Source organism: Bradyrhizobium sp. UBA2491 (assembly GCF_002341725.1).
Taxonomy (GTDB): Bacteria; Pseudomonadota; Alphaproteobacteria; order Rhizobiales; family Xanthobacteraceae; genus Bradyrhizobium.
Genome location: NZ_DDOP01000079.1, coordinates 86,663 through 106,375 on the forward strand (window position 1 = coordinate 86,663; position 19,713 = coordinate 106,375).

General features: G+C 65.0%; 19 protein-coding genes. 18 read left to right on the plus strand and 1 reads right to left on the minus strand.

Annotated features, from left to right (window positions below):
* From B2W55_RS27125 to B2W55_RS27140, 4 genes are all read left to right on the plus strand, one after another.
* Positions 1-788, plus strand: a 788-nt coding sequence (locus tag B2W55_RS27125; RefSeq protein ID WP_291532350.1) for a FadR/GntR family transcriptional regulator, incomplete at its 5' end; no start/stop codon positions are given.
* A 51-nt stretch (positions 789-839) separates the two neighbouring features.
* A complete protein-coding gene (locus tag B2W55_RS27130) occupies positions 840-1,649 on the plus strand; it encodes an enoyl-CoA hydratase/isomerase family protein (protein ID WP_024579740.1) in 810 nt (269 codons plus the stop codon).
* A gap of 8 nt (positions 1,650-1,657) precedes the next feature.
* The gene (locus B2W55_RS27135) at positions 1,658-3,892 is read left to right on the plus strand and encodes an acyl-CoA dehydrogenase (RefSeq protein WP_024579741.1); all 2,235 of its coding nucleotides are present in this window, start codon (positions 1,658-1,660) and stop codon (positions 3,890-3,892) included.
* Between the two features lie 10 nt (positions 3,893-3,902).
* Positions 3,903-5,096: a CaiB/BaiF CoA transferase family protein gene (locus B2W55_RS27140; RefSeq protein WP_024579742.1), complete on the plus strand. Its 1,194-nt coding sequence runs from the start codon at positions 3,903-3,905 to the stop codon at positions 5,094-5,096.
* Between the two features lie 7 nt (positions 5,097-5,103).
* Here B2W55_RS27140 and B2W55_RS27145 read toward each other — a convergent pair whose 3' ends face one another.
* Positions 5,104-5,598 (minus strand): MarR family winged helix-turn-helix transcriptional regulator, encoded by a 495-nt coding sequence (locus tag B2W55_RS27145; RefSeq protein ID WP_024579743.1) that lies wholly within the window; start codon positions 5,596-5,598, stop codon positions 5,104-5,106.
* 196 nt (positions 5,599-5,794) lie between these two features.
* Here B2W55_RS27145 and B2W55_RS27150 point away from each other — a divergent pair, with 196 nt between their 5' ends.
* The 14 genes from B2W55_RS27150 (at position 5,795) to urtE (ending at position 19,684) form a co-directional block, all read left to right on the plus strand.
* Positions 5,795-6,121, plus strand: coding sequence for a hypothetical protein (locus B2W55_RS27150; protein ID WP_024579744.1), 327 nt, complete (start codon positions 5,795-5,797; stop codon positions 6,119-6,121).
* A 12-nt stretch (positions 6,122-6,133) separates the two neighbouring features.
* Positions 6,134-7,453: a Rieske 2Fe-2S domain-containing protein gene (locus B2W55_RS27155; protein WP_024579745.1), complete on the plus strand. Its 1,320-nt coding sequence runs from the start codon at positions 6,134-6,136 to the stop codon at positions 7,451-7,453.
* The gene (locus tag B2W55_RS27160) at positions 7,450-8,421 is read left to right on the plus strand and encodes a PDR/VanB family oxidoreductase (RefSeq protein WP_024579746.1); all 972 of its coding nucleotides are present in this window, start codon (positions 7,450-7,452) and stop codon (positions 8,419-8,421) included. Before B2W55_RS27155 ends, B2W55_RS27160 begins: the two co-directional genes overlap by 4 nt.
* Positions 8,422-8,450: 29 nt before the next feature.
* Entirely contained in the window at positions 8,451-9,674 is a 1,224-nt protein-coding gene (locus B2W55_RS27165; RefSeq protein WP_024579747.1) for an ABC transporter substrate-binding protein, read from the plus strand.
* A gap of 54 nt (positions 9,675-9,728) precedes the next feature.
* Positions 9,729-11,012: a CaiB/BaiF CoA transferase family protein gene (locus B2W55_RS27170; RefSeq protein ID WP_024579748.1), complete on the plus strand. Its 1,284-nt coding sequence runs from the start codon at positions 9,729-9,731 to the stop codon at positions 11,010-11,012.
* Positions 11,009-12,205 carry a thiolase C-terminal domain-containing protein gene (locus B2W55_RS27175; RefSeq protein WP_024579749.1) on the plus strand — a complete coding sequence of 399 codons (1,197 nt, stop codon included), beginning with the start codon at positions 11,009-11,011 and terminating at the stop codon, positions 12,203-12,205. Before B2W55_RS27170 ends, B2W55_RS27175 begins: the two co-directional genes overlap by 4 nt.
* Positions 12,202-12,654, plus strand: a complete 453-nt coding sequence (locus B2W55_RS27180) for a Zn-ribbon domain-containing OB-fold protein (protein WP_024579750.1) — start codon at positions 12,202-12,204, stop codon at positions 12,652-12,654. Before B2W55_RS27175 ends, B2W55_RS27180 begins: the two co-directional genes overlap by 4 nt.
* 272 nt (positions 12,655-12,926) lie before the next feature.
* Positions 12,927-14,081, plus strand: coding sequence for a transporter substrate-binding domain-containing protein (locus tag B2W55_RS27185; protein ID WP_024579751.1), 1,155 nt, complete (start codon positions 12,927-12,929; stop codon positions 14,079-14,081).
* Positions 14,078-14,719 carry an ANTAR domain-containing response regulator gene (locus tag B2W55_RS27190; protein WP_024579752.1) on the plus strand — a complete coding sequence of 214 codons (642 nt, stop codon included), beginning with the start codon at positions 14,078-14,080 and terminating at the stop codon, positions 14,717-14,719. Before B2W55_RS27185 ends, B2W55_RS27190 begins: the two co-directional genes overlap by 4 nt.
* A gap of 128 nt (positions 14,720-14,847) precedes the next feature.
* Positions 14,848-16,098 (plus strand): transporter substrate-binding domain-containing protein, encoded by a 1,251-nt coding sequence (locus B2W55_RS27195; RefSeq protein WP_024579753.1) that lies wholly within the window; start codon positions 14,848-14,850, stop codon positions 16,096-16,098.
* Between the two features lie 126 nt (positions 16,099-16,224).
* Complete coding sequence (gene urtB / locus B2W55_RS27200) at positions 16,225-17,094, plus strand: urea ABC transporter permease subunit UrtB (protein ID WP_024579754.1); 870 nt, start codon at positions 16,225-16,227, stop codon at positions 17,092-17,094.
* Between the two features lie 94 nt (positions 17,095-17,188).
* On the plus strand, positions 17,189-18,250 hold the full coding sequence (gene urtC / locus B2W55_RS27205; RefSeq protein WP_244442145.1) for an urea ABC transporter permease subunit UrtC: 1,062 nt from the start codon (positions 17,189-17,191) through the stop codon (positions 18,248-18,250).
* Positions 18,247-18,999: an urea ABC transporter ATP-binding protein UrtD gene (urtD, locus tag B2W55_RS27210; protein ID WP_024579756.1), complete on the plus strand. Its 753-nt coding sequence runs from the start codon at positions 18,247-18,249 to the stop codon at positions 18,997-18,999. Before urtC ends, urtD begins: the two co-directional genes overlap by 4 nt.
* On the plus strand, positions 18,992-19,684 hold the full coding sequence (gene urtE, locus B2W55_RS27215) for an urea ABC transporter ATP-binding subunit UrtE (protein WP_024579757.1): 693 nt from the start codon (positions 18,992-18,994) through the stop codon (positions 19,682-19,684). Before urtD ends, urtE begins: the two co-directional genes overlap by 8 nt.
* Positions 19,685-19,713: the final 29 nt, after the last annotated feature.

The following is a 19,713-nucleotide window of genomic DNA, read 5'->3' on the forward strand; positions in this document are numbered from 1 at the left end:
CCCGTGCCGCCGGAGCGTCGGCCGCGCCGACTTTCAAGCCGATCCACACCAGGCGGACATTCGAGGAGATCTGCGAGCGGATCCGCGAGCAGCTGGCGCTCGGCGTGCTGAAGCCGGGCGACAAGCTGCCGGCCGAGCGCGAGCTCGCGCAGCAGCTCGGCGTCAGCCGCAACGTGCTGCGCGAGGCGCTGCGCAGCCTCGAAATGGCCGGCGTTCTCAAGCTGCAGAAGGGCGTCAAGGGCGGCGCCTTCATCCAGCAGGGCGACACCCGCCGCATGAACGAGGTGATGCGGGACATGCTGAGCCTCGGGACGATTTCCGTGCGGGAATTGTCGGAGGCGCGGGTCCATGTGCTCGACCTCGTGGTCAGGCTCGCCTGCGCGAATGCGCGGAGAGCCGACCTGGATGCGCTGGAAGCCAATATCGCGCGGACCGAGCTCGCCACCAAGGAGGGGCGGCTGCTCGATCGGGTCGAATGCTCGCGCGAATTCTACAAGCTGCTGGCGGCGTCGACCGGCAACAAGGTGATCGCGATGATCGTCGACTCCGTCACCGAGATCCACATGCGCTTCGTCTATGCCAAGGTCGCCTCCAGCGGTGTCGCAATGGCCCGGCTGGCGGAGAAGCGGCGCCAGTTCCTGGCGGCGCTGAGCGAGCGAAACGTGGCGCTGGCGAGCCGGCTGCTGCGGTCGCATCTGGAATCCGTGCAGCGGATGCTGGAGCAGGACCCCGGGGCGATGTCGCTCCACGTCGCATTGGCGGACGTGCAGCCCGGGATGCTTCGATAGCGCGCCGGAAAATATCCCAAAACCCAAGCAGCAATAACAACGGAGGTAAACGTGTCCAACTACGCCAAATATGAATGCATGACGGTCGAGGTCGCCGACAAGGTCGCGACCGTGACCTTGAACCGCCCGCAGGCGCGCAACGCCATCAATCAGAAGCTGATCCGCGAGCTGCGCACGATCTGGGACGACCTCGCCGACGACCACGCCGTCAATGTCGTGGTGCTGACCGGCGCCGGCGACTTCTTCAGCGTCGGTGGCGACGTGAAGGCGATGTCGGAGCGGCCCGGCGGCGACGTCCTTGAAGAGGGCGAGGTCCATGATCCCATGATCAGCCGGCGCGGCGTGACGCGTCAGCTCGAGCTCGACAAGCCGATCATCGCGGCGATCAACGGCGACGCCATCGGCCTGGCTGCGACCCATGCGCTGCTCTGCGACATCACCGTGATGGCCGAGGACGCGCGGATCGGCGACACCCACGTCTCCCGCGTCGGTCTGGTCGCAGGCGACGGCGGCACTGTGATCTGGCCGCTCCTGATCGGCATCAACAAGGCCAAGGAATACCTGATCCGCGGCACCCTGCTGAAGGGCAAGGAGGCGGAGCGGATCGGGCTGGTCAATCACGTCGCGCCGCGCGCGGAGGTGCTGGCGAAGGCGCGCGAGATCGCGATCGAGCTCGCCAACGGCCCGACCTGGGCCATTCGCTGGACCAAGCTGTCGATCAACCAGATCGTCAAGGAGCGCGTCAACATGCTGCTGGAAGCCTCGATGGCGCTGGAGCAGGTGACGTTCGAGACTGCCGACCACAAGGAGGCGACGATGTCGTTCAAGGAGAAGCGCAAGCCCCGGTTCGGCCAGGGCTAGGCCGGGCGATGACGGCGACCGAACAGCCGGATGACGTCACGGCGATGCTGCGGGAGTCCATACGTGGATTCCTCGATGAGCATTGGCGTCCGCGTGGCGCGACGGCGTCGTCCTCGCCGGACGAGATATCGGCGATCTGGCGCAAGCTGGTCGGGCAGGGGGTCGCTGCCCTCGGCGCGGAGGCAGGCGAAGGCGGGCTCGCCGAAATCCTCGTCGTCATGGCCGAACTCGGCCGCGCCGGATGTCCGGCGCCGATGTGGTCCGCGGCGCTGGCCAATCTTGCGGTGTCGGGATCGCAGGCCGGCGTCGTGGCCGATCTCCAGGCTCGGCTGCATGCCGGGACGGCGATCGTCGCCTTCTCGTTCGGAGCGCTGGATCCCGATCGCGGCACCGGTTCGATCGTGGCCGCGGACGACGCGGCAACGGGCGTGCTTCGCTGTGTCGAGGCGGCGGGAAGCGCCACGCACCTCCTGGTCGCGCTCGATCGGGCTCATCTTGCGCTGATCGAGCTCGACGGTCCCGGCGTCGAATGCATCGCGACCCGTGCGATGGGGGCGTGGGGGCTCTACGAGGTCCGGCTGAACGCGGTGCCGCTCACGCGCATTGCCGAAGGCGCCGTCGATCTGGACGACCTTCGCATCAAGGGTAAGGCGATGCTGGCCGCGCGCGCCTATGGCGCTGCGCGGCGTGCGTTCGAGCTGGCCGTCGACTACGCCAGGGAACGACACCAGTTCGGGCAGCCGATCGGCAAGTTCCAGGCGATCCAGCACAAGCTGGCGAATTGCCTGATCGCGCTCGAGGGCGTCAGGTTGGTCCTCGATCACATCGCCAGGCTGCATGACGGCGACGACGCCGACTGGCGCTATTTCGCCGATTGCGTATCGGCGTTCTCCGGCAGCGCGCTGCGGCAGGTCGCGCTGGAGACCCAGCACACGTTCGGGGCGATCGGCTATGCCGAGGAGCACGAAGCGCCAATCCATTTCAAGCGTGTGCACCTCGATACGATCGCGCTCGGCGGCGCCTTGGATGCGAAGCGCCGGTTGGCCGCACGCCTGCTGGATGCGGGCGGCGCCGGGTTGCCGCAATACGATCTCGGATCCGCCGGAAACGCTTATCGTGAGCAGGTCCGCCGCTGGCTCGGGCAAAACTGGTCCGGAGCACGGAAGGACGCGTTCGATCAGAAGCCGTTCGCCAAGCGCGAATTCGATGCCGGCTTCGCCCGCGATATGGGTGAAACGGGATGGATCGGCCTCGGTTGGCCGGAACAATTCGGCGGCCAGGCCCGCTCCCCGCTGGAGCAGATCGCCTTCATGGAGACGATGGAGCAGGGCGAGGCGCCGCGGATCGGCGCCGCGATCCAGGCCAATGCGCTGATGATGTTCGGCACACCGGAGCAGCAGCAGCAGTACCTGCCGGAGATCCTGCGCGGCGAAGCCATGCACGGCATGGGTTACAGCGAGCCGCAGGCGGGCTCCGATCTTGCGGCGCTGCGCACCAGCGCCGTGAGGAATGGCGAGCACTGGGTGATCAACGGCCAGAAGATCTGGACCACCACCTGGTGGGGCAAATACATGTTCCTCGCCGCGCGCACCGACAAGGACGCCAGGCCGCCGCACGCCGGCATCAGCATGTTCATCGTGCCGATGGACGCGCCGGGCATCACGATCCGTCCGTCCGCAACCATGTACGACGGCACCTTCGCCAACATCTTCTACGACAATGTCCGCATTCCCGCCGAAAACCTCGTCGGCGAGGTCAATGGCGGCTGGAAGGTGCTGACCGGCGCGCTGGCCTTCGAGCGCGGGCTGGTCGGCGGCGGCATCGTGCTGAAGGTCGCGCACGCCTTCGAGCAGTTGCGCGTGCATGTGATGGCCGGGGAGCGCGATCAATCGCTGGCCGGCGACCCGATCGTCCGCGACAGGATGGCGACGCTGGCCTCCGAGATCGAAATCGGCCGGCAATTGATGATGCGCTGCGCCGAGCTTGCCGCCGATGGCGTGACGCCGCCGGAATATGGCGCCATCAGCAAGGTGTTCTCAGGCGAGCTGATGGAGCGCTTCGGCGAGGCCGCGCTCGACATCCTCGGCATGCGCGCCGCGCTGTCCGAACAGATGCCGGGCGCGATCGACAATGGCCGCTTCGAGCAGAACCTGCGGCACTCGCTGATGTGGGTGATCAGCATCGGAACCAACGAAATCCAGCGCAGCCTGATCGCGCAACGCGCGCTCGGACTGCCGAGATAGGAGAGATCGGATGCAGAAGGATGGCGACAGGGCGCCGCTCGCGGGTATGCGCGTGCTGGATTTCTCTATCATGGTGGCGGGTCCCTATTGCGCGCGGCTGCTCGCCGATGTCGGAGCCGAGGTCATCAAGATCGAGCCGCCGGAAGGCGACGACATGCGGCTGCGCACGCCGCTGCGCGACGGCCACAGCACCTATTTCGGCCAGCTCAATGCCGGCAAGCGCAGCCTGGCGCTGGACCTGAAGAACGCCGACGCGATCAAGCTGGTGCATCGCATGGTCGCGGAGGCGGATATCATCGTCGAGAATTTCCGACCCGGCGTGATGGATCGTCTCGGTCTCGGCTACGAGGCGCTTCGCGCCATCAACCCGCGCCTGATCTACTGCTCGATCTCGGGCTATGGACAGTCGGGCCCGGCCGCGGAGCGCGCGGCCTACGCCATGATCGTGCATGCCGAGAGCGGTTTCGATACCTCGCTGATGCGCTATGCCGGCGACCGGGAACGTCCGGCGGCCGGCGCGATCTTTGTCGCCGATATCCTTGGCGGCATCTTCGGCTATTCCGCGATCCAGACCGCGCTGGTTCAGCGTGGGCGCACGGGCGAGGGGCAGCGTATCGACGTGGCGCTGATGGATTGCATGCTGAACCTGCTGGTCTACGAGCTTCAGGAAGCACAATTCCCGATCCGCTCGCCGCGTCCGACCTATGGGCCGGTCCGCACCCGCGACGGCGATATCCTGATCGCACCGGTCACGCCGCGCAACTTCGCGGCGCTCTGTGAAGTGACGGGGCAGGAGGAGCTGACCAGCGATCCGCGCTTTTCCAGCATTCCGGCGCGCGGCGCCAATTGGACCGCCATGATGCAGGTGATCGAAAAGTGGACGGAGCGTCACACCGCTGCCGAATGCATCGCGGCGCTGGATCGCGCCGGCGTCCCGTGTGCGGAATACCGGGCGCCGGGCGCGGCGCTGACCGATCCCCACCTCCGTCAGCGGGGTGTGTTCGGGACGGTGACGGATGGTGCCGGTGACTTCGTCGGCGTCAGCGCGCCATGGCAAATGTCTGGAGCCGACACGCCGATCGGCAGTCATGTGCCCGGCATCGGCGCGCAGCGCGATGACGTGCTGTCGCAAATCTTGGGACTGTCGCCCGACGCCGTCGCGGCGCTTGCGGCATCAGGCACCTTCGGGAAGGCAACGGCCTGACTGGGGCTCAACGATCGGATGGCGCGTCCGGCGGCGGAGCCTTCGCGATCGCCAGCAGGCATTTCAGGAAATGCGCCCGATCTTCCTTGCGCAGCGGAGCCAGCATGATCTCTTGCAACTGGGCCGCCGCCGGGATCACGGCCAGCAGCGCTTCCTCGCCCTTGGCGGTGATCTGGACCTGAAGCGAGCGGCGGTCGTCGGGGTTGTCCTTCTTCGCGACCAGCCGGCGTGCCACCATCCGCTTCAGCATTTCGCTGAGCGTGTTGCGGTCGCAACTGATCCGGTCCGCCAGCACGGAGGGGGTGAGCGGTCCCAACTGATACAGCGCCATCAGCACGCCGAATTGCCGCGGCGTGATGTCGCTCTGGCGCGTCATGCTTTGATAGAGCCCGTCGTAGCGGGCCTCCAGCAGCCGCAGCAGAAATCCGACGCCGCCTTCGAGTTGCCAGTCGCGCGCGACGTCTGCGGCCGAACTGGTCTTCCTTGCCTTGTCGGCTGCCATGCCGTCGTTCGACCCCGATTTCACGAATTCGCGTTAGCCGTTAGCAGCTTGGCCTGACGTCCTCAACCCTGCGGTCAATCGCACCCCGGTCTGTTCCCCGAGCGAGGCAATGGTTTTCGGCCCTTGTCAGCCATTCGACCATGTAGTACGTATACGTATCAAATGGACGCGAAGACGTCGTTCAGGGAGGTTGCCGTTGGACCTGCGCGAGCTGCTGTCGATTCCCTATCTGCTCGAGGCAGAGGCGGTCGAGACCGAGCCGGGACATTGGCGGGTTCGTCTCGCCTATCCGGAGCTTCCGGGATGCACGGCTGAGGCGGCCGTCGTCGAGGATGCCCTCAGGGCGCTCGAGCGGCGGCGCATCGAGTTGATCGTCGACCTGGTGGAGGAGGGCAAGCAACCTCCCGTTCCACGCCAGCCGCTCGCCGCATCCGATCCGCTTTGGACCGCACAGGACCTCGGGTTGTCCGACCGCGTCGCCGCGCTGTTGGGCAATGCGGCCGGTCCGACCACCCGCAATTGAAGGAGGCAAACCATGCTCTCGCGCGAAGACAATGAACGCCTGGTGAGGGTCGGCAAAGGCACGCCGCTCGGCGACCTGTTTCGGCTGTACTGGATTCCGTTCCTGCCGTCGGCGGATCTCGCCAAGGACGGGCAGCCGAAGCGCATCCGTTTGCTTGGCGAGGATCTGGTCGCTTTCCGCGACACCGAGGGCCGCGTCGGGCTGGTCGACCAGGCCTGTCCGCATCGCGGTGCGCCGCTGATCTTCGCACGAAACGAGGATTGCGGGCTGCGCTGCGTCTATCACGGCTGGAAGTTCGACGTCACTGGCGCGGTGACCGACATGCCGGCGGAGCCGGTGCGCAGCCGCCTCAAGGAGCGGGTGCGGATCAAGGCCTATCCCTGCAAGGAGCGCAACGGAATGATCTGGACCTATATGGGTCCCGACCAGGCCGAGCTTCCGCCGCTGCCGAACCTCGAATGGAATCTGGTGCCGGCCGAGCAGGTGCATGTCTCGGTGCGCGTGCAGGAGTGCAACTGGTTGCAGGCGGTCGAGGGCGAGATCGACTCCGCACATGCGCCGCTGCTGCACGGGAGGCTCGACGCGCAGGGCACCACCAGCGCCTGGATCCAGAAGCGCGACCTGCGGCCGACCTTCGAATGCATCAAGCAGGATTTCGGCATGAGCATCGCGGCGCGGCGCAACTACGATGCCAACACGCTGTACTGGCGGGTCAACCAGTTCATGCTGCCGTTCTATACGCTGGTGCCTCCACTCTCGCCGTTCCCGGATCTGAGCGGGCATGCCTGGGTGCCGATCGACGACGAGAACACGCTCTGCATCATGTTCTCCTATCATCCGTCGGAACCGCTGTTGGAGAAAACCCGGCAGGTGTTCGCGGAGGGCCACAAGGGTCGCGAAAGCGGCCACGCCAGCCGGCACGCGCTCGTCGAGCACCCGGTGACGGTGCCGTATGCCGGCTACTGGACCAAATACAATCCGCAGAACGGTTTTCAGTTCGACTACGAGGCGCAGCGGACCACCTGGTTCTCGGGCCTGCCGGGGCTCTGGGTGCAGGACGGTGCCTGTCAGAGCGGCGTCTCGCCGATCTTCGATCGCACCAAGGAGACGCTCTGCTCGAGCGATACCGGCATCGCGATGACGCGGCGCTTCATTCTGGAGGCGCTCGGTGCCTATCGCGATCACGCGATCAAGCCGAAGGGCGTCTCGGACCCCGACGTGTTCATGGTGCGGGCGGTGTCGCTGCGGCTGCCGCCGGAGGATTCCTGGGTCGATGTCGGCGCGCCGTTCATGCGGGCGAAGCTCGGCGCCGATTTCGGGTACGAGCTGTGAGCGCATCCGGCCATACGGCCGACACCCAGCAGGTGCTGGTCAAGCGCATCGGCTACGAGGCCGAGCGTATCCATTCCTATGAGCTGATCGCGCCGACCGGCAGTGAGCTGGCCCCGTTCACCGCCGGCAGCCATATCGACCTGCATCTGCCGAACGGCATGATCCGCAGCTACTCGCTGCTCAACGATCAGCGCGAGCGGCATCGCTATGTCATCGCGGTGAACAAGGATGCCGAGAGCCGCGGCGGCTCCAGCTTCGTTCATGACACCGTCAGGGTCGGGGAGATCATGACGATCTCCCTGCCGCGCAATAACTTCGCGCTTTGCGAAGAAGCCGAACACTCGGTTTTGATCGCCGGGGGCATCGGCATCACACCGTTGCTGTCGATGATCCGGCGCCTCGAAGCGCTCGGCCGCCCCTGGGACCTGTACTACGCCGCGCGGACGCGTGCCGCTGCCGCGTTTCTCGACGAACTCGGCGCGTTCCGATCCGATGCCAGCCTGCACGTCGATTTCGACGACGCGCGGGCGGGACGGGTGTTCGATCTCGCGGCCATCGTCAGGAGCGCACCGGCTGACGCGCATCTCTATTGTTGCGGGCCGGTGCCCATGCTCGCGGCATTCGAGACGGTGACCGCCGATCGTCCGGCCGATCACGTGCATGTCGAATATTTCAAGGCGCGGGAAGCGCCGGCGACCGAGGGCGGCTTCGCGGTCCGGCTCGCGCGGAGCAACCGCACGATTGCGGTCGAGCCCGGCAAAACCATCCTCGATGCGCTGCTCGATGCCGGGATCGCCGCGAACTATGCCTGCACTGAAGGGGTCTGCGGCACCTGCGAGACGCGGGTGCTCGAAGGCATACCGGATCACCGCGATCAGTTCCTGAGCGAGGAAGAGCAGGCGACGAACCGGAGCGTGATGATCTGCTGCTCGGGCGCCAAATCCGGCATGCTCGTGCTCGATCTCTGAAAACAACAACACAACATGGGTGGAAAGAAGTGAAATATCTCTCTCGCATTCTCGCGCTGTCGCTGCTGGCCGCTAGCGCCACCTCGCCGGCATCGGCGGACGCCGCGCGTTCCCTGAAGATCGGCGTGCTCAACGACGCATCCGGGCCCTATTCGGACAATGCCGGCGAAGGGTCGGTGACGGCAGCCAGGATGGCGGCCGAGGACTTCATGCGGCTGCATCCCGATTTCAAGGTCGAGATCGTCTCGGCTGACCATCAGAACAAGGCCGATGTCGGCGCCGCGATCGCGCGACGCTGGATCGACCAGGAGAAAGTCGATGCGGTCGCTGACGTGCCGAACTCGGCGGTCGGGCTTGCCGTCAACGAGGTCGTGCGTGGCAGCAAGGCAGCGCTGATCGCATCGAGCGCGGCGTCTTCGGACCTGACCGGAAAGTACTGCTCGCCGAACACGATTCAATGGACCTTCGATACCTGGGCGGCATCGCACACGATCGGCGCCTATCTGGTGCGGCATGGCGGCAAGAAATGGTACTTCATCGCCACCGACAATGCGCTCGGCAAATCGATGGTCCGCGACGGCACGGCGGTGATCGGCACGGGTGGCGGCACCGTTCTTGGATCGGTCAATGTGCCGATCAACAATGCGGACTATGCGTCGTTCATCTTGCAGGCCGAGGGCTCGGGCGCCGACGTGATCGCGTTCGCCACCGCCGGCGGCGACACCGTCAGCCTGATCAAGCAATCCGCCGAATTCGGGCTGAAGCAGGGCGGGCGCACCTTCGCAGCGCTGCTGACCACCACCAACGACGTCGAGTCCAGCGGACTAGCAGTCGGCGACGGGTTGATCATTACCCAGCCGTTCTACTGGGATCTCAACGATGCCAGCCGCACCTGGTCGGCCCGGTTCAGCGAGCGGCAACACGGGCAGTCGCCGACCGCATTCCATGCCGGCGTCTATTCCTCGGTGCTGGCCTATCTGAACGCGGCACAGGCCGCGGCAACCAATGATGCGCAGGCAGTGATCCGGAAGCTGAAGGAGAATCCGATCGACGACGCCTTGTTCGGGCCCGTCGTGGTGCGCGCGGACGGCCGCGCCATCCACAACATGTACATCTTCAAGGTCAAGAGCCCGAATGCATCGAAGAGCAAATGGGATTTGCTCGAGCAGGTCGGCGTGCTCACGGGCTCCGAGGCGTTCCGGCCGCTCGATCAGGGCGGGTGCTCGCTGGTCGCGGCGCCGACCAGCAATTGAAGACGACGGCAGCGAACCTGGATCAACCTTTCTCAAGACATACGGATGTCTCACATGCTGGATCAGCTTGAAGCCGAATTCCCCGAGCACACGCCTCGTCCGGCCGGCGCGCCGATGGCGCTCGAGGGAATCCGGGTGATCGATTTCTCGCACTTCATCGCGGGGCCGTTCGCGACCATGATCCTGGCGGACATGGGCGCCGAGGTGATCAAGGTCGAGGCGCCCGGCCGGGGCGACGATCTGCGGCGGTATCCTCCGCTGCATCCGGACCTCAGGCACGGTGCGCCGTTCCTGTGGACCAACCGCAACAAGCGCAGCGTCGCGCTCGATCTCAAATCCCCGGAGGGATTGCAGGTCGCGCGTGAGCTGATCGCAACCGCCGACGTCGTCGTCGAGAATTTCTCGGCCGGCGTCATGACGCGGCTCGGGCTCGACTATGAGAGCTGCCGCAAGCTCAGGCCCGAGATCGTCTACTGCGCGGTGTCGGCCTATGGCCGCGACGGCGCGTTTGCCGACCGGCTGGGATTCGACCCGATCGCGCAGGTCGAGAGCGGCTTCGTTTCGATGAACGGCTACGCCGATCGCGAAGGCGTGCGGGCCTTGTCGCCGGTGATGGACATCAGCACCGCGATGATGGCGAGCAATGCGATCCTGGGCGCGCTGCTCGCGCGTGAGCGCAGTGGCCTCGGCCAGGCCATCGAAGTATCATTGTTCGAGAATGCCGTCCTGATGACCGGGTACGCGACCATGCAGTCGCTTTTCAACAATGCCGATCCGAAGCGGAGCGGCAATACCAGTCCCGACACCTGCCCGTCGGGCGTCTTCCTGGCCAGCGATTGTTCGTTCTATATCAATTGCGGCAACGACAAGATCTTCCAGCGCTTGATGGCGCAGGTGCTCGAGCGCGAGGATCTCGCCGCGGCCGAGATCTACGCCACGGGTCCTGACCGGATCCGCCGGCGCGAGGAGTTGTTTGCGATCCTCGGCGAGGCGTTTGCCCGGCAGCCATGGTCGCACTGGCAGTCACGAATGCGGGCAGCCGGCGTGCCCTGCGGCCAGGTGCGCAGTGTCGGCGAGGCGATCCGCTCGCCGGAGGCGCGCGAGCGCGAAATCGTCACCAGGATTCCGCACCAGACGATCGGCTGGGTGCCGAATGTGAACCTGCCGATCCGCTATTCGCGGACGCCGATCGTCGATCCCGTCGCGGCACCGGCCGTCGGCCAGCATACCGAAGACGTTCTGCGTGAGCTGCTCGGCTATGACGACGCGCGCATCGCGCAACTCGCTACGGGCGGAGCTTTCGGCAGCCAGCCATCGCGGGAGGATACCAAGCCGTGACGGTACGCGCACGAGACGAACGGACGCTGCGGGGCCGGGTGGCGGTGATCGGGATCGGCGAGACCGAATATTATCGTCATGGCGCGTCTCCCGATCCGGAGTTCAAGCTGGCGTTGAAAGCCATTCTGGCAGCTTGCGCGGATGCCGGGCTCGATCCGCGCGACATCGACGGGTTCTCCTCCTACAGCGACGACCGCAGCGAAGCGTCGCGGCTGGCCGCGGCGCTCGGCACGCGCCAACTGCGCACCGCGACGATGCAATGGGGCGGTGGCGGCGGCGGCTGCTGCGCGGCGGTTGCCAATGCGGCGGCCTCGATCGTCGCGGGCCTTGCCGACTGCGTCGTGGTGTTCCGCTCGCTGGCGCAGGGCCAGTACGGCCGCTTCGGGCAGGCGGCCGGCATCCTCACCGTTTCGGGCGAGCGATCCTATTTGATGCCTTACGGCGTGCTGGCGCCGCCGCAGCGGTTTGCGATGCGGGTCCAGCGCTACATGCACGAGCATGGCGTTCGGCAGGAGGCGTTGCGTGCCATCGCGCTCGCCTCCTACCATCACGCGCAGGCCAATCCGCGCGCGGTGATGCATGGCAGGCCGCTGGAGCCAGACAAGTACGACGCCTCGCGCTGGATCGTGGAGCCGCTTCATCTGTTCGATTGCTGCATGGAGAATGACGGCGCCGCAGCCTTGCTGCTGGTTCCGGCGGAGCGCGCCGGCGACTTCCGGCACAAGGGCGCCTATGTGCTTGGCGCGGCTTCCGGGTCCGGACATCGCGCGGCGGCGACCGCGCACAATTCGCCGCTGTACGCCACGGCGAGTTTTGAGACCGTCGCGCCAGATCTCTATCGCATGGCCGGGGTCGGGCCATCCGATGTCGGCGTGGTGCAGGCGTATGAGAATTTCACCGGCGGCGTCGTGATGGCGCTGGCGGAGCACGGCTTCTTCAGGCCGGACGAGGCCAATGATTTCCTGACCTTCGACAATCTGATCGCGCCTTCCGGGCGGCTGCCGCTCAACACCAGCGGCGGCAATCTCGCCGAATGCTACATGCACGGTTTCGAACTGGTCCTGGAAGCGGTTCGCCAGGTGCGCGGCACATCGCCGAACCAGGCCCGCCGCAACGACGTCGCAATGGTCATCGGAGGTCCGATGGTCTCTCCCGCCAGCAACCTCATTCTCGGTTCGGACGCCACTCTATGAGCAATGATGCCAACGCGCGCTATCTTCCGGCCGGGCTGCCGATCCCGGTGGCGGAGCCCGACGGACTTTCCGCGCCGTATTGGGAAGGACTGCGCCAGGGCAGGCTTCTGGTGCAACGCTGCCGCCATTGCGACACTTGGCAGTTTGGTCCGGAATGGATCTGCCATCATTGCCACGCCTTCGATCCGGAATGGACCGAGGTCGAGCCGCATGGCCGGATCTTCAGTTGGGAGCGGGCGTGGCATCCATCGCACGCTGCATTGAAGGGGCACGGTCCCTACATCGCCGTGCTCGTCGAGCTGCCGCATGCCGGCGGCGTGCGCATGGTAGGCAATCTGCTCGGCGATCCCGCACAGGCGGTTGCGATCGGCGCCGATGTCGACGGGGTCTTCGAGCATCACGGCGAGTCGAACCCACCTTATTCCCTGCTGCAATGGCGTCGGCGGTAGGTTTCCCCGGAGTGACTATCCATCCCTGCGCTTGATGCGGGCAGTCGAGCGCGACTACCGGAGATAGCTGCTCCGCGGACCTCTGCACCTGCGGTCTGCCTCTGTTGAGGCGTGGCTTGCCTGCTTTCGCGTCAACGTCGCTGACAGGATGAGCTGCGAGGGTCCTTGTCTCGCGGCAGATGACATGCAATCTTCCGCTCCCGGCAATGCTGTTCGAGAGCAACAAGAACAATAATCCCTCTCGTCCCTCCTATTCTGTCGAGGGCCTGATCATGTCGAACCTTACCCAAACAACATCCGCTCCGTGGCGGATCGGCGTGCTGTTCTCGCGAACCGGCTTCATGTCGGTGATCGAGGAAACCCAATATCAGGGCACGCAACTTGCGATCGAGGAGGTTAACGAGGCCGGCGGGGTGTGCGGCCGCGAGCTGGTTCCCGTCGCCTATGACCCTGGTTCGGATTCGGCCGCCTATGGCCACTACGCCAAACGGTTGATGGTGGAGGATCAGGTTACGACTATGTTCGGCTGCTACACCTCGTCGAGCCGCAAGGCGGTGCTGCCAGTCGTCGAACGGCTGAACGGCCTGCTTTGGTACCCGACGCTTTACGAGGGGTTCGAGGCGTCGCCGAACGTCATCTACACAGGCGCCTCGCCGAATCAAAACAGCCTCGCGCTGTGCCGCTATCTGATGGATACGTTCGGAACACGGTTCTATTTCGTGGGTTCGGACTACATCTATCCGCGCGAGTCCAACCGGGTGATGCGGGAGCTGCTCAAGAGCAATGGCGGCTCGGTCGTCGGCGAGCGTTACGTCAACGTCTATGCGCGCTGGCAGGACTTCGTCCCGATCATCCAGGACATCAAGCGTGTCCGGCCCGACGTGATCTTCTCGACCGTGGTGGGCGAGGGCACCGTGTTCCTCTATCAGGCCTATGCCAATGTCGGGCTCGATCCAAAGCAGACGCCGATCGCCAGCCTGACCACCACGGAAGCCGAAATCGCCGCCATGGGCTTCGACGTCGGCGAGGGGCACGTGACCGCTGCATCCTACTTCCAGGGCGTCGAAGGCAGCGCCAACAACGCGTTCGTGCAGCGCTTCAAGAAGCGGTTCGGCGCCGATATCTCGACCAACATGTGCGCCGAGTCATCCTATTTCCAACTGCATCTGTTTGCGAAGGCGCTTGAGCAGGTCAATTCGCTCGACACCGAGGTGCTGCGTTCCATGGTGTTCGGCACCAGTTTTGATGCACCGCAAGGTGCGGTCACCGTCAACCCGATGTCGGGCCATACCGACCTGTGGACCCGGATCGGGCGGGCCAACCGCAAGGGACAGTTCGACGTCGTCAGCCAGTCGAAGGAAGCGGTGCATGCGGATCCGTTCCTGATCGGATATGGTCGGGCAACGCAAACAGGAAGCGTCCAATGAACGAAATGTCGCGTAAGCCGTCGCCGAGCCGAGAAGTCGGCGGGCGCAAGACCATGGTTCAAGAGCTCGCCGATCTGTCGGCGGTCGTGGTCGCGCCGGTCGACGATCAGATCGGCATGCTGATGCGCGAATTGCAACGATTCAGGATGCGGGTGCGGCAGGTCTGGCCGATGCCGGAGAGCGTGCCTGCCGACGCCGACGTGGTGTACTGCGAATATTCTTCGGATCTGGCACGGCGGCTGCCGTGGATTCCCGGCGACGCGCGTTCGGCGCTGGTCGTGATCCTGCCGGCGACGGAAGCGGTTCAGGCCGACGCGCTGTGTCATGCGACGCCCAATGCGGTTCTGCCGCGGCCGTTCACGCCGAATGCGGTGCTGTCGAGCCTCGTGCTGGCGCGCAGCCAGTTCGGCTATGAACGGCGGCTGCGCAGCAAGATCGAGAAGCTCGACGACAATCTGCGCTCGATGCGCACGGTGGAACGTGCCAAGGCGATCCTGATGGCGACGCGTCAGATGCCGGAAACCGAAGCCTATGGTTTCATCAGGCGACAGGCGATGGATCGTCGCGTGTCGGCAAGCGCAGTCGCCGCGGCGATTGTTGACTCGTTCGAACTGCTTGGCTACGATCATCAACAGTAAGCCCCAATAGCGGGGCCGGCGGCGACACAGCCGCCTTCGACACAACCGGCAACAAAGCCCTCCCAATGCTCGCGTCAGCGCGCATCGGGAGGGCTTTTTGTTTTTTCAGTCCTGAAGGGAGCTTAAGGATGAGCATTTCACGGCGGACGTTGCTGAGGAATACCGCGGCGCTTGGCGCATTTGCCGGCGCCGGACTGCCGCATATCTGGGTCAAGAACGCAGACCTCGCTTACGCCGCGGGCGGCGAGATCAAGGTGGGCGTGCTGTTCTCGCTGACCGGAACGACCGCGATCATCGAGGAATCGCTGAACAAGGCAACGCTGCTCGCGATCGAGGAAATCAACGCCGCCGGCGGCATCAAGGGCAGCAAGATCGTTCCGATCGTCGAGGATCCCGCCTCCGATCCGGCCACCTTCTCGGAGAAGGCACGCAAGCTCGTCGTCGGCGACAAATGCGTCAGCGTATTCGGCTCCTACACTTCGGCGAGCCGCAAGGCTGTGCTTCCGGTGTTCGAGCGGCAGAACAATCTCTATTGGTATCCGACGCTCTACGAAGGCCGCGAGTGCTCGAAGAACGTGATCTACACCGGCGCGGTGCCGAATCAGCAGCAGGATGAGTTCGTGCCCTGGCTGGTCAAGAAGTTCGGCAAGAAGTTCTACCTGATCGGATCCAACTACATCTATCCGAAGGAAGAGAACAACTACTGCAAGAAGCTGCTCGAGAAACTCGGCGGCGAGGTCGTGGCGGAAGAATATGTGCCGCTCGGCCATTCCGAATTCTCGTCCGTCATCAACAAGATCCGCTCGACCCAGCCGAACGTGATCTTCTCGACAGTGGTCGGCGATTCCGTGGTCGCGCTGCACCGTCAGTACAAGGCTGCCGGCCTCGATCCCGAGAAGATGCCGATGGCGAGCCTGACGACCTCCGAGAACGAGGTCGCGGCGATGGGCGGCGAGGCGGCCGCCGGTCACTTCACCTCGGCGCCGTACTTCATGGTGCACAAATCGCCGGAGAACGAGAAATTCGTCGAGGCCTACAAGAAGCGCTGGGGCGCCGACAAGGTGACGCATTTCGTGTCGGAGGCCTGCTACTTCCAGACCTATCTGTTCAAGCAGGCGGTAGAGAAGCTCGCGACCAGCGACCTCACGCCGCCGAACATCCGCGACGCGGTCAAGGGTCAGAGCATGATCGCGCCGCAGGGCAAGGTTCAGATCGAGCCGGAGAACCTGCATACCTGGCTGTGGCCCAAGATCGCCCAGGCGAAGTCGAACGGCCAGTTCGAGATCCTGGTCGAAGCCAAGGATTGGCTGAAGCCGGTGCCTTACGCGGCCTATCCCGGGCAGTCCTGCACCGAGAAGGGCCTGGTCGAGAAGAGCTGACGACGGGGGCTGACGAAGGCCGTCGGCGTGCGGCGCCGGCGGCCAGCTTCCTGCAATGCCGACTCTCGCGCAGATGCGTGCGAGCGGCAGGGTGCATCAAACGAACACGGAAGAGCGGATCCCGACGTGGACCAATTCATCGAACAAATCGTCACGGGACTCAGCATCGGGTCGATCCTGCTGCTGGTCGCGCTGGGGCTATCGATCATCTACGGCTCGATGGGCATCATCAATCTCGCCCATGGCGAGTTCGTGATGCTCGGCGCCTATGCTTCCTGGGTGTTCCATACCTATCTCGGGCTCGGCCTGCTGGCGAGCCTGGTTCCGATCTTCCTCGTGGTCGCCGCGTTCGGCTGGATCATCGAACGTTATGTCCTGGGCCTGCTCAACAACCGGCCACTGGATACGATCCTCGCGACCTGGGGCGTCGGCATCATGCTGCAACAGGCGGTTCGGCTCTCGGTCGGCAGCGAGCTGCGCTACGTGCAGCTGCCGCCGGCATTGTCCGACAGCATGGACGTGTTCGGCATCTCGGTCTCGTCGTACCGGGTGTTCCTGTTCGTGGTGTCGATCGCGCTGTTCGGTGCGACCTGGCTGCTGATGAACCGGACGCCGGTCGGGATGAAGCTGCGCGCCATCATCCAGGACCGCTCGGTCGCGGCCTCGTTCGGCATCAACGCCAAGCGGGTCTACGCGCTGACTTTTGCCTACGGTGCGGGCCTTGCAGGACTCGCCGGTGCACTGGTGTCGCCGCTCAAGAGCGTCTCGCCGGACATGGGCACCGGCTATGTGGTCGATGCCTTCATGGTGGTCGTGCTCGGCGGCGTGCAGAGCCTCGCCGGCACCGTGGCGAGCGCCTTCATCCTCGGCGAGCTCTCCGGCGGCATCGCCTTCCTGCAAAACGACACGGTGGCCAAGGCGATCGTGTTGCTCGCCATCGTCGTCCTCATCCGTTTCCGCCCCGAAGGGCTTTTCACCGCACGCGTGCGGGCCTGAGACAGATCGCCGATTCATGCCGTCGAATGCTTCTACTTCCAGCGGATTGCAGCGCCTCATCGGGCAGCTTGCTCCGATACTCGTCGTCTGCGCCATGGTGTTTGCGCTCCCTGTGCTGCTCAACAACGACTTCCTGCTCAACAAGGTCGCGCGCTATCTGGTGCTCGGCATCCTCACGATATCGCTGGGGCTGTCCTGGGGCTTCGGCGGCATCCTCAATCTCGGCCAGGCGATGAGCTTCGGGCTCGGCTCCTACGCCATGGCGATGGCGCTGAAGCTCAAGACCGTTCCTGTGCACACCGGAGCAAGTGGTCTGCCGGATTTCATGGTCTGGAACAATGTCGCGCATCTGCCGTGGTTCTGGGAGCCGTTCCGCTCGCTGTCCTTTGCCATCGCCGCGGGCCTGATCGTGCCGGCGCTGGTCGCGGCGGCGCTCGGCTGGTTCATGTTCCGCGGGCGTGTCACCGGCGTCTATGTCTCGATCATCACGCTCGCCACCATGGTGGTGATCAATCTCGTGATCATCGACCAGCAGAGTTACACCGGCGGCTTCAACGGCATCACCGATCTGGCCCAGCTCGAGATCTTCGGCGTCGCCTTCGACGCCTATGGCCGCGCCACTTATTATCTCGTCGCCTGTTGCGTGCTGCTCAGCCTGCTGGTCGCCTTTGCCTTCACGAAGTCCAAGGCCGGTCTGATCGTGCAGGCGATCCGTGACCATGAGAGCCGGGTGCGCTACTTCGGCTACGACGTCGCGCTCTACCAGATCTTCGTGTTCGCGCTGTCGGCGGCGATCGCGGGCCTTGCGGGCATGCTCTACACGGTCGTGATGGAGTTTGCGTCGCCGACCTTCCTCGGCGTGCAGCTGTCGCTCTCGGTCGTGGTGTGGTGCGCCGTCGGCGGCCGGCAGAGCCTGGTCGGGGCGTTCCTCGGCGCCGTGCTGGTGGCGGGCATGCAGGGTGCGCTGTCCGAATCCGCGGCGTTCCTCGAAACCTGGACGCTGGTGATGGGCGCGCTGTTCGTGCTGGTCGTGCTTTTCCTGCCGAAAGGGCTCGCTGGCCTGGCGCAAGTCATCCTGCGCTGGATCGTGCAGCGTCGCCAGGCTGCCAGTGGTCGCGTTGCGCAAGGCGTCGGCCAGACGGAGGGCAGCCTATGAGCTCGCATCTCGATCTGCGCGACGTCTCGGTCTCCTTCAACGGCTTCAAGGCGCTCAACGCGCTCAACATGAGCGTGCGCAAGGGCGAACTGCGCTGCCTGATCGGGCCGAATGGCGCCGGCAAGACCACGGCGCTCGACATCATCTGCGGCAAGGTCAAGCCGAGCAGCGGCACCGTCAATTTTGACGGCACTGCGCTCCAGGATCTCGAGGAGTACGAGATCGCCCGCGCCGGGGTCGGCCGCAAGTTCCAGGTGCCGAGCGTGTTCCGCGAGCTTTCGGCGAGCGAGAACCTGGAAGTGGCGCGGGCGCGCCGCACCTCCGTGCTCGGCAATCTGCGCTGGAATATCGGCAATGCCGGACGCGAGGACGTCGAACGCCTGGCCGAACTGGTCGGGCTCACCGAACAGCTCGACCGGCCGGCCGCTTATCTGTCGCACGGCCAGACCCAGTGGCTGGAGATCGGCATGCTGGTCGCCCAGGACGCCGAGCTGATCCTGATGGACGAGCCGACTGCCGGCATGACCGCGCAGGAGACCCGCAAGACCGCCGAATTGTTCGCGCGGCTCAAGGGCAAGCACACGCTGATCGTGGTCGAGCACGACATGGGCTTCGTCAAGGCGATCGGCGACATCATCTCGGTGATGCATATGGGCCAGATGCTGGCGGAAGGCACCGCGGCGGAAGTCGAGGCGCATCCGGAAGTCCGCCGCGCCTATCTCGGATCGGGAGGTATCAGCCATGCTTGAGCTGACCGACGTCGACGCCTTCTACGGCAACAGCCGCGCCTTGCAGGGCATCAACCTGATGGTCGGCAACGGCGAATTCCTCTCGGTGCTCGGCCGCAACGGGGTCGGCAAGACCACGCTGATGCGCAGCATCCTCGGCCTGATGGACCGGGTCACCGGGCGGCTGTCGCTCGATGGCGCCGACATCTCGCCGCTGCGAACCTATCAACGCGCCAAGGCCGGCATCGCCTACGTGCCGCAGGGCCGCGGCATCCTGCCGAAATTCACCGTACGGGAGAACCTGACGCTCGGCACCTTCGCCGCCAAATCGGCCAACGGCATCGAGGAATGGGTGCTCGAGCTGTTTCCGGTGCTCAAGGACTTTCTCAACCGCTATGGCGGCAATCTCTCCGGCGGCCAGCAGCAGCAACTTGCGATCGCGCGGGCGCTGCTGGCCCAGCCCAAGGTCATCCTGCTGGATGAGCCGACCGAAGGCATCCAGCCGAACATCGTCGAGCAGATCGAGGACGTGATCACGCGCCTCAACCGCGAGCGCGGCATCACGGTCGTGCTGGTCGAGCAGAATGTCGCGTTCGCGCGGCGTGCGTCTCACCGCTTCGCGCTGCTCGAAAAGGGACGCGTCGTCGCCAAGGGCGCGATCGGTGAGCTCACCGATGATCTCATCCAGCTGCACATGGCCGTGTAGCGGGACTTATTGTTCAAGAAAGGGAGTCG

What these genes read in the sequence shown, in the direction of transcription:
- B2W55_RS27185 (WP_024579751.1), top strand. Translation starts at nt 12,927, where the DNA reads ATGTCGAACCTTACCCAAACAACATCCGCTCCGTGGCGGATCGGCGTG.
- urtC (WP_244442145.1), top strand. Translation starts at nt 17,189, where the DNA reads ATGGTGTTTGCGCTCCCTGTGCTGCTCAACAACGACTTCCTGCTCAAC.
- B2W55_RS27155 (WP_024579745.1), top strand. Translation starts at nt 6,134, where the DNA reads ATGCTCTCGCGCGAAGACAATGAACGCCTGGTGAGGGTCGGCAAAGGC.
- B2W55_RS27180 (WP_024579750.1), top strand. Translation starts at nt 12,202, where the DNA reads ATGAGCAATGATGCCAACGCGCGCTATCTTCCGGCCGGGCTGCCGATC.
- B2W55_RS27145 (WP_024579743.1), bottom strand. Translation starts at nt 5,598, where the DNA reads ATGGCAGCCGACAAGGCAAGGAAGACCAGTTCGGCCGCAGACGTCGCG.
- B2W55_RS27135 (WP_024579741.1), top strand. Translation starts at nt 1,658, where the DNA reads ATGACGGCGACCGAACAGCCGGATGACGTCACGGCGATGCTGCGGGAG.
- B2W55_RS27140 (WP_024579742.1), top strand. Translation starts at nt 3,903, where the DNA reads ATGCAGAAGGATGGCGACAGGGCGCCGCTCGCGGGTATGCGCGTGCTG.
- B2W55_RS27195 (WP_024579753.1), top strand. Translation starts at nt 14,848, where the DNA reads ATGAGCATTTCACGGCGGACGTTGCTGAGGAATACCGCGGCGCTTGGC.
- B2W55_RS27170 (WP_024579748.1), top strand. Translation starts at nt 9,729, where the DNA reads ATGCTGGATCAGCTTGAAGCCGAATTCCCCGAGCACACGCCTCGTCCG.
- B2W55_RS27190 (WP_024579752.1), top strand. Translation starts at nt 14,078, where the DNA reads ATGAACGAAATGTCGCGTAAGCCGTCGCCGAGCCGAGAAGTCGGCGGG.
- urtD (WP_024579756.1), top strand. Translation starts at nt 18,247, where the DNA reads ATGAGCTCGCATCTCGATCTGCGCGACGTCTCGGTCTCCTTCAACGGC.
- urtE (WP_024579757.1), top strand. Translation starts at nt 18,992, where the DNA reads ATGCTTGAGCTGACCGACGTCGACGCCTTCTACGGCAACAGCCGCGCC.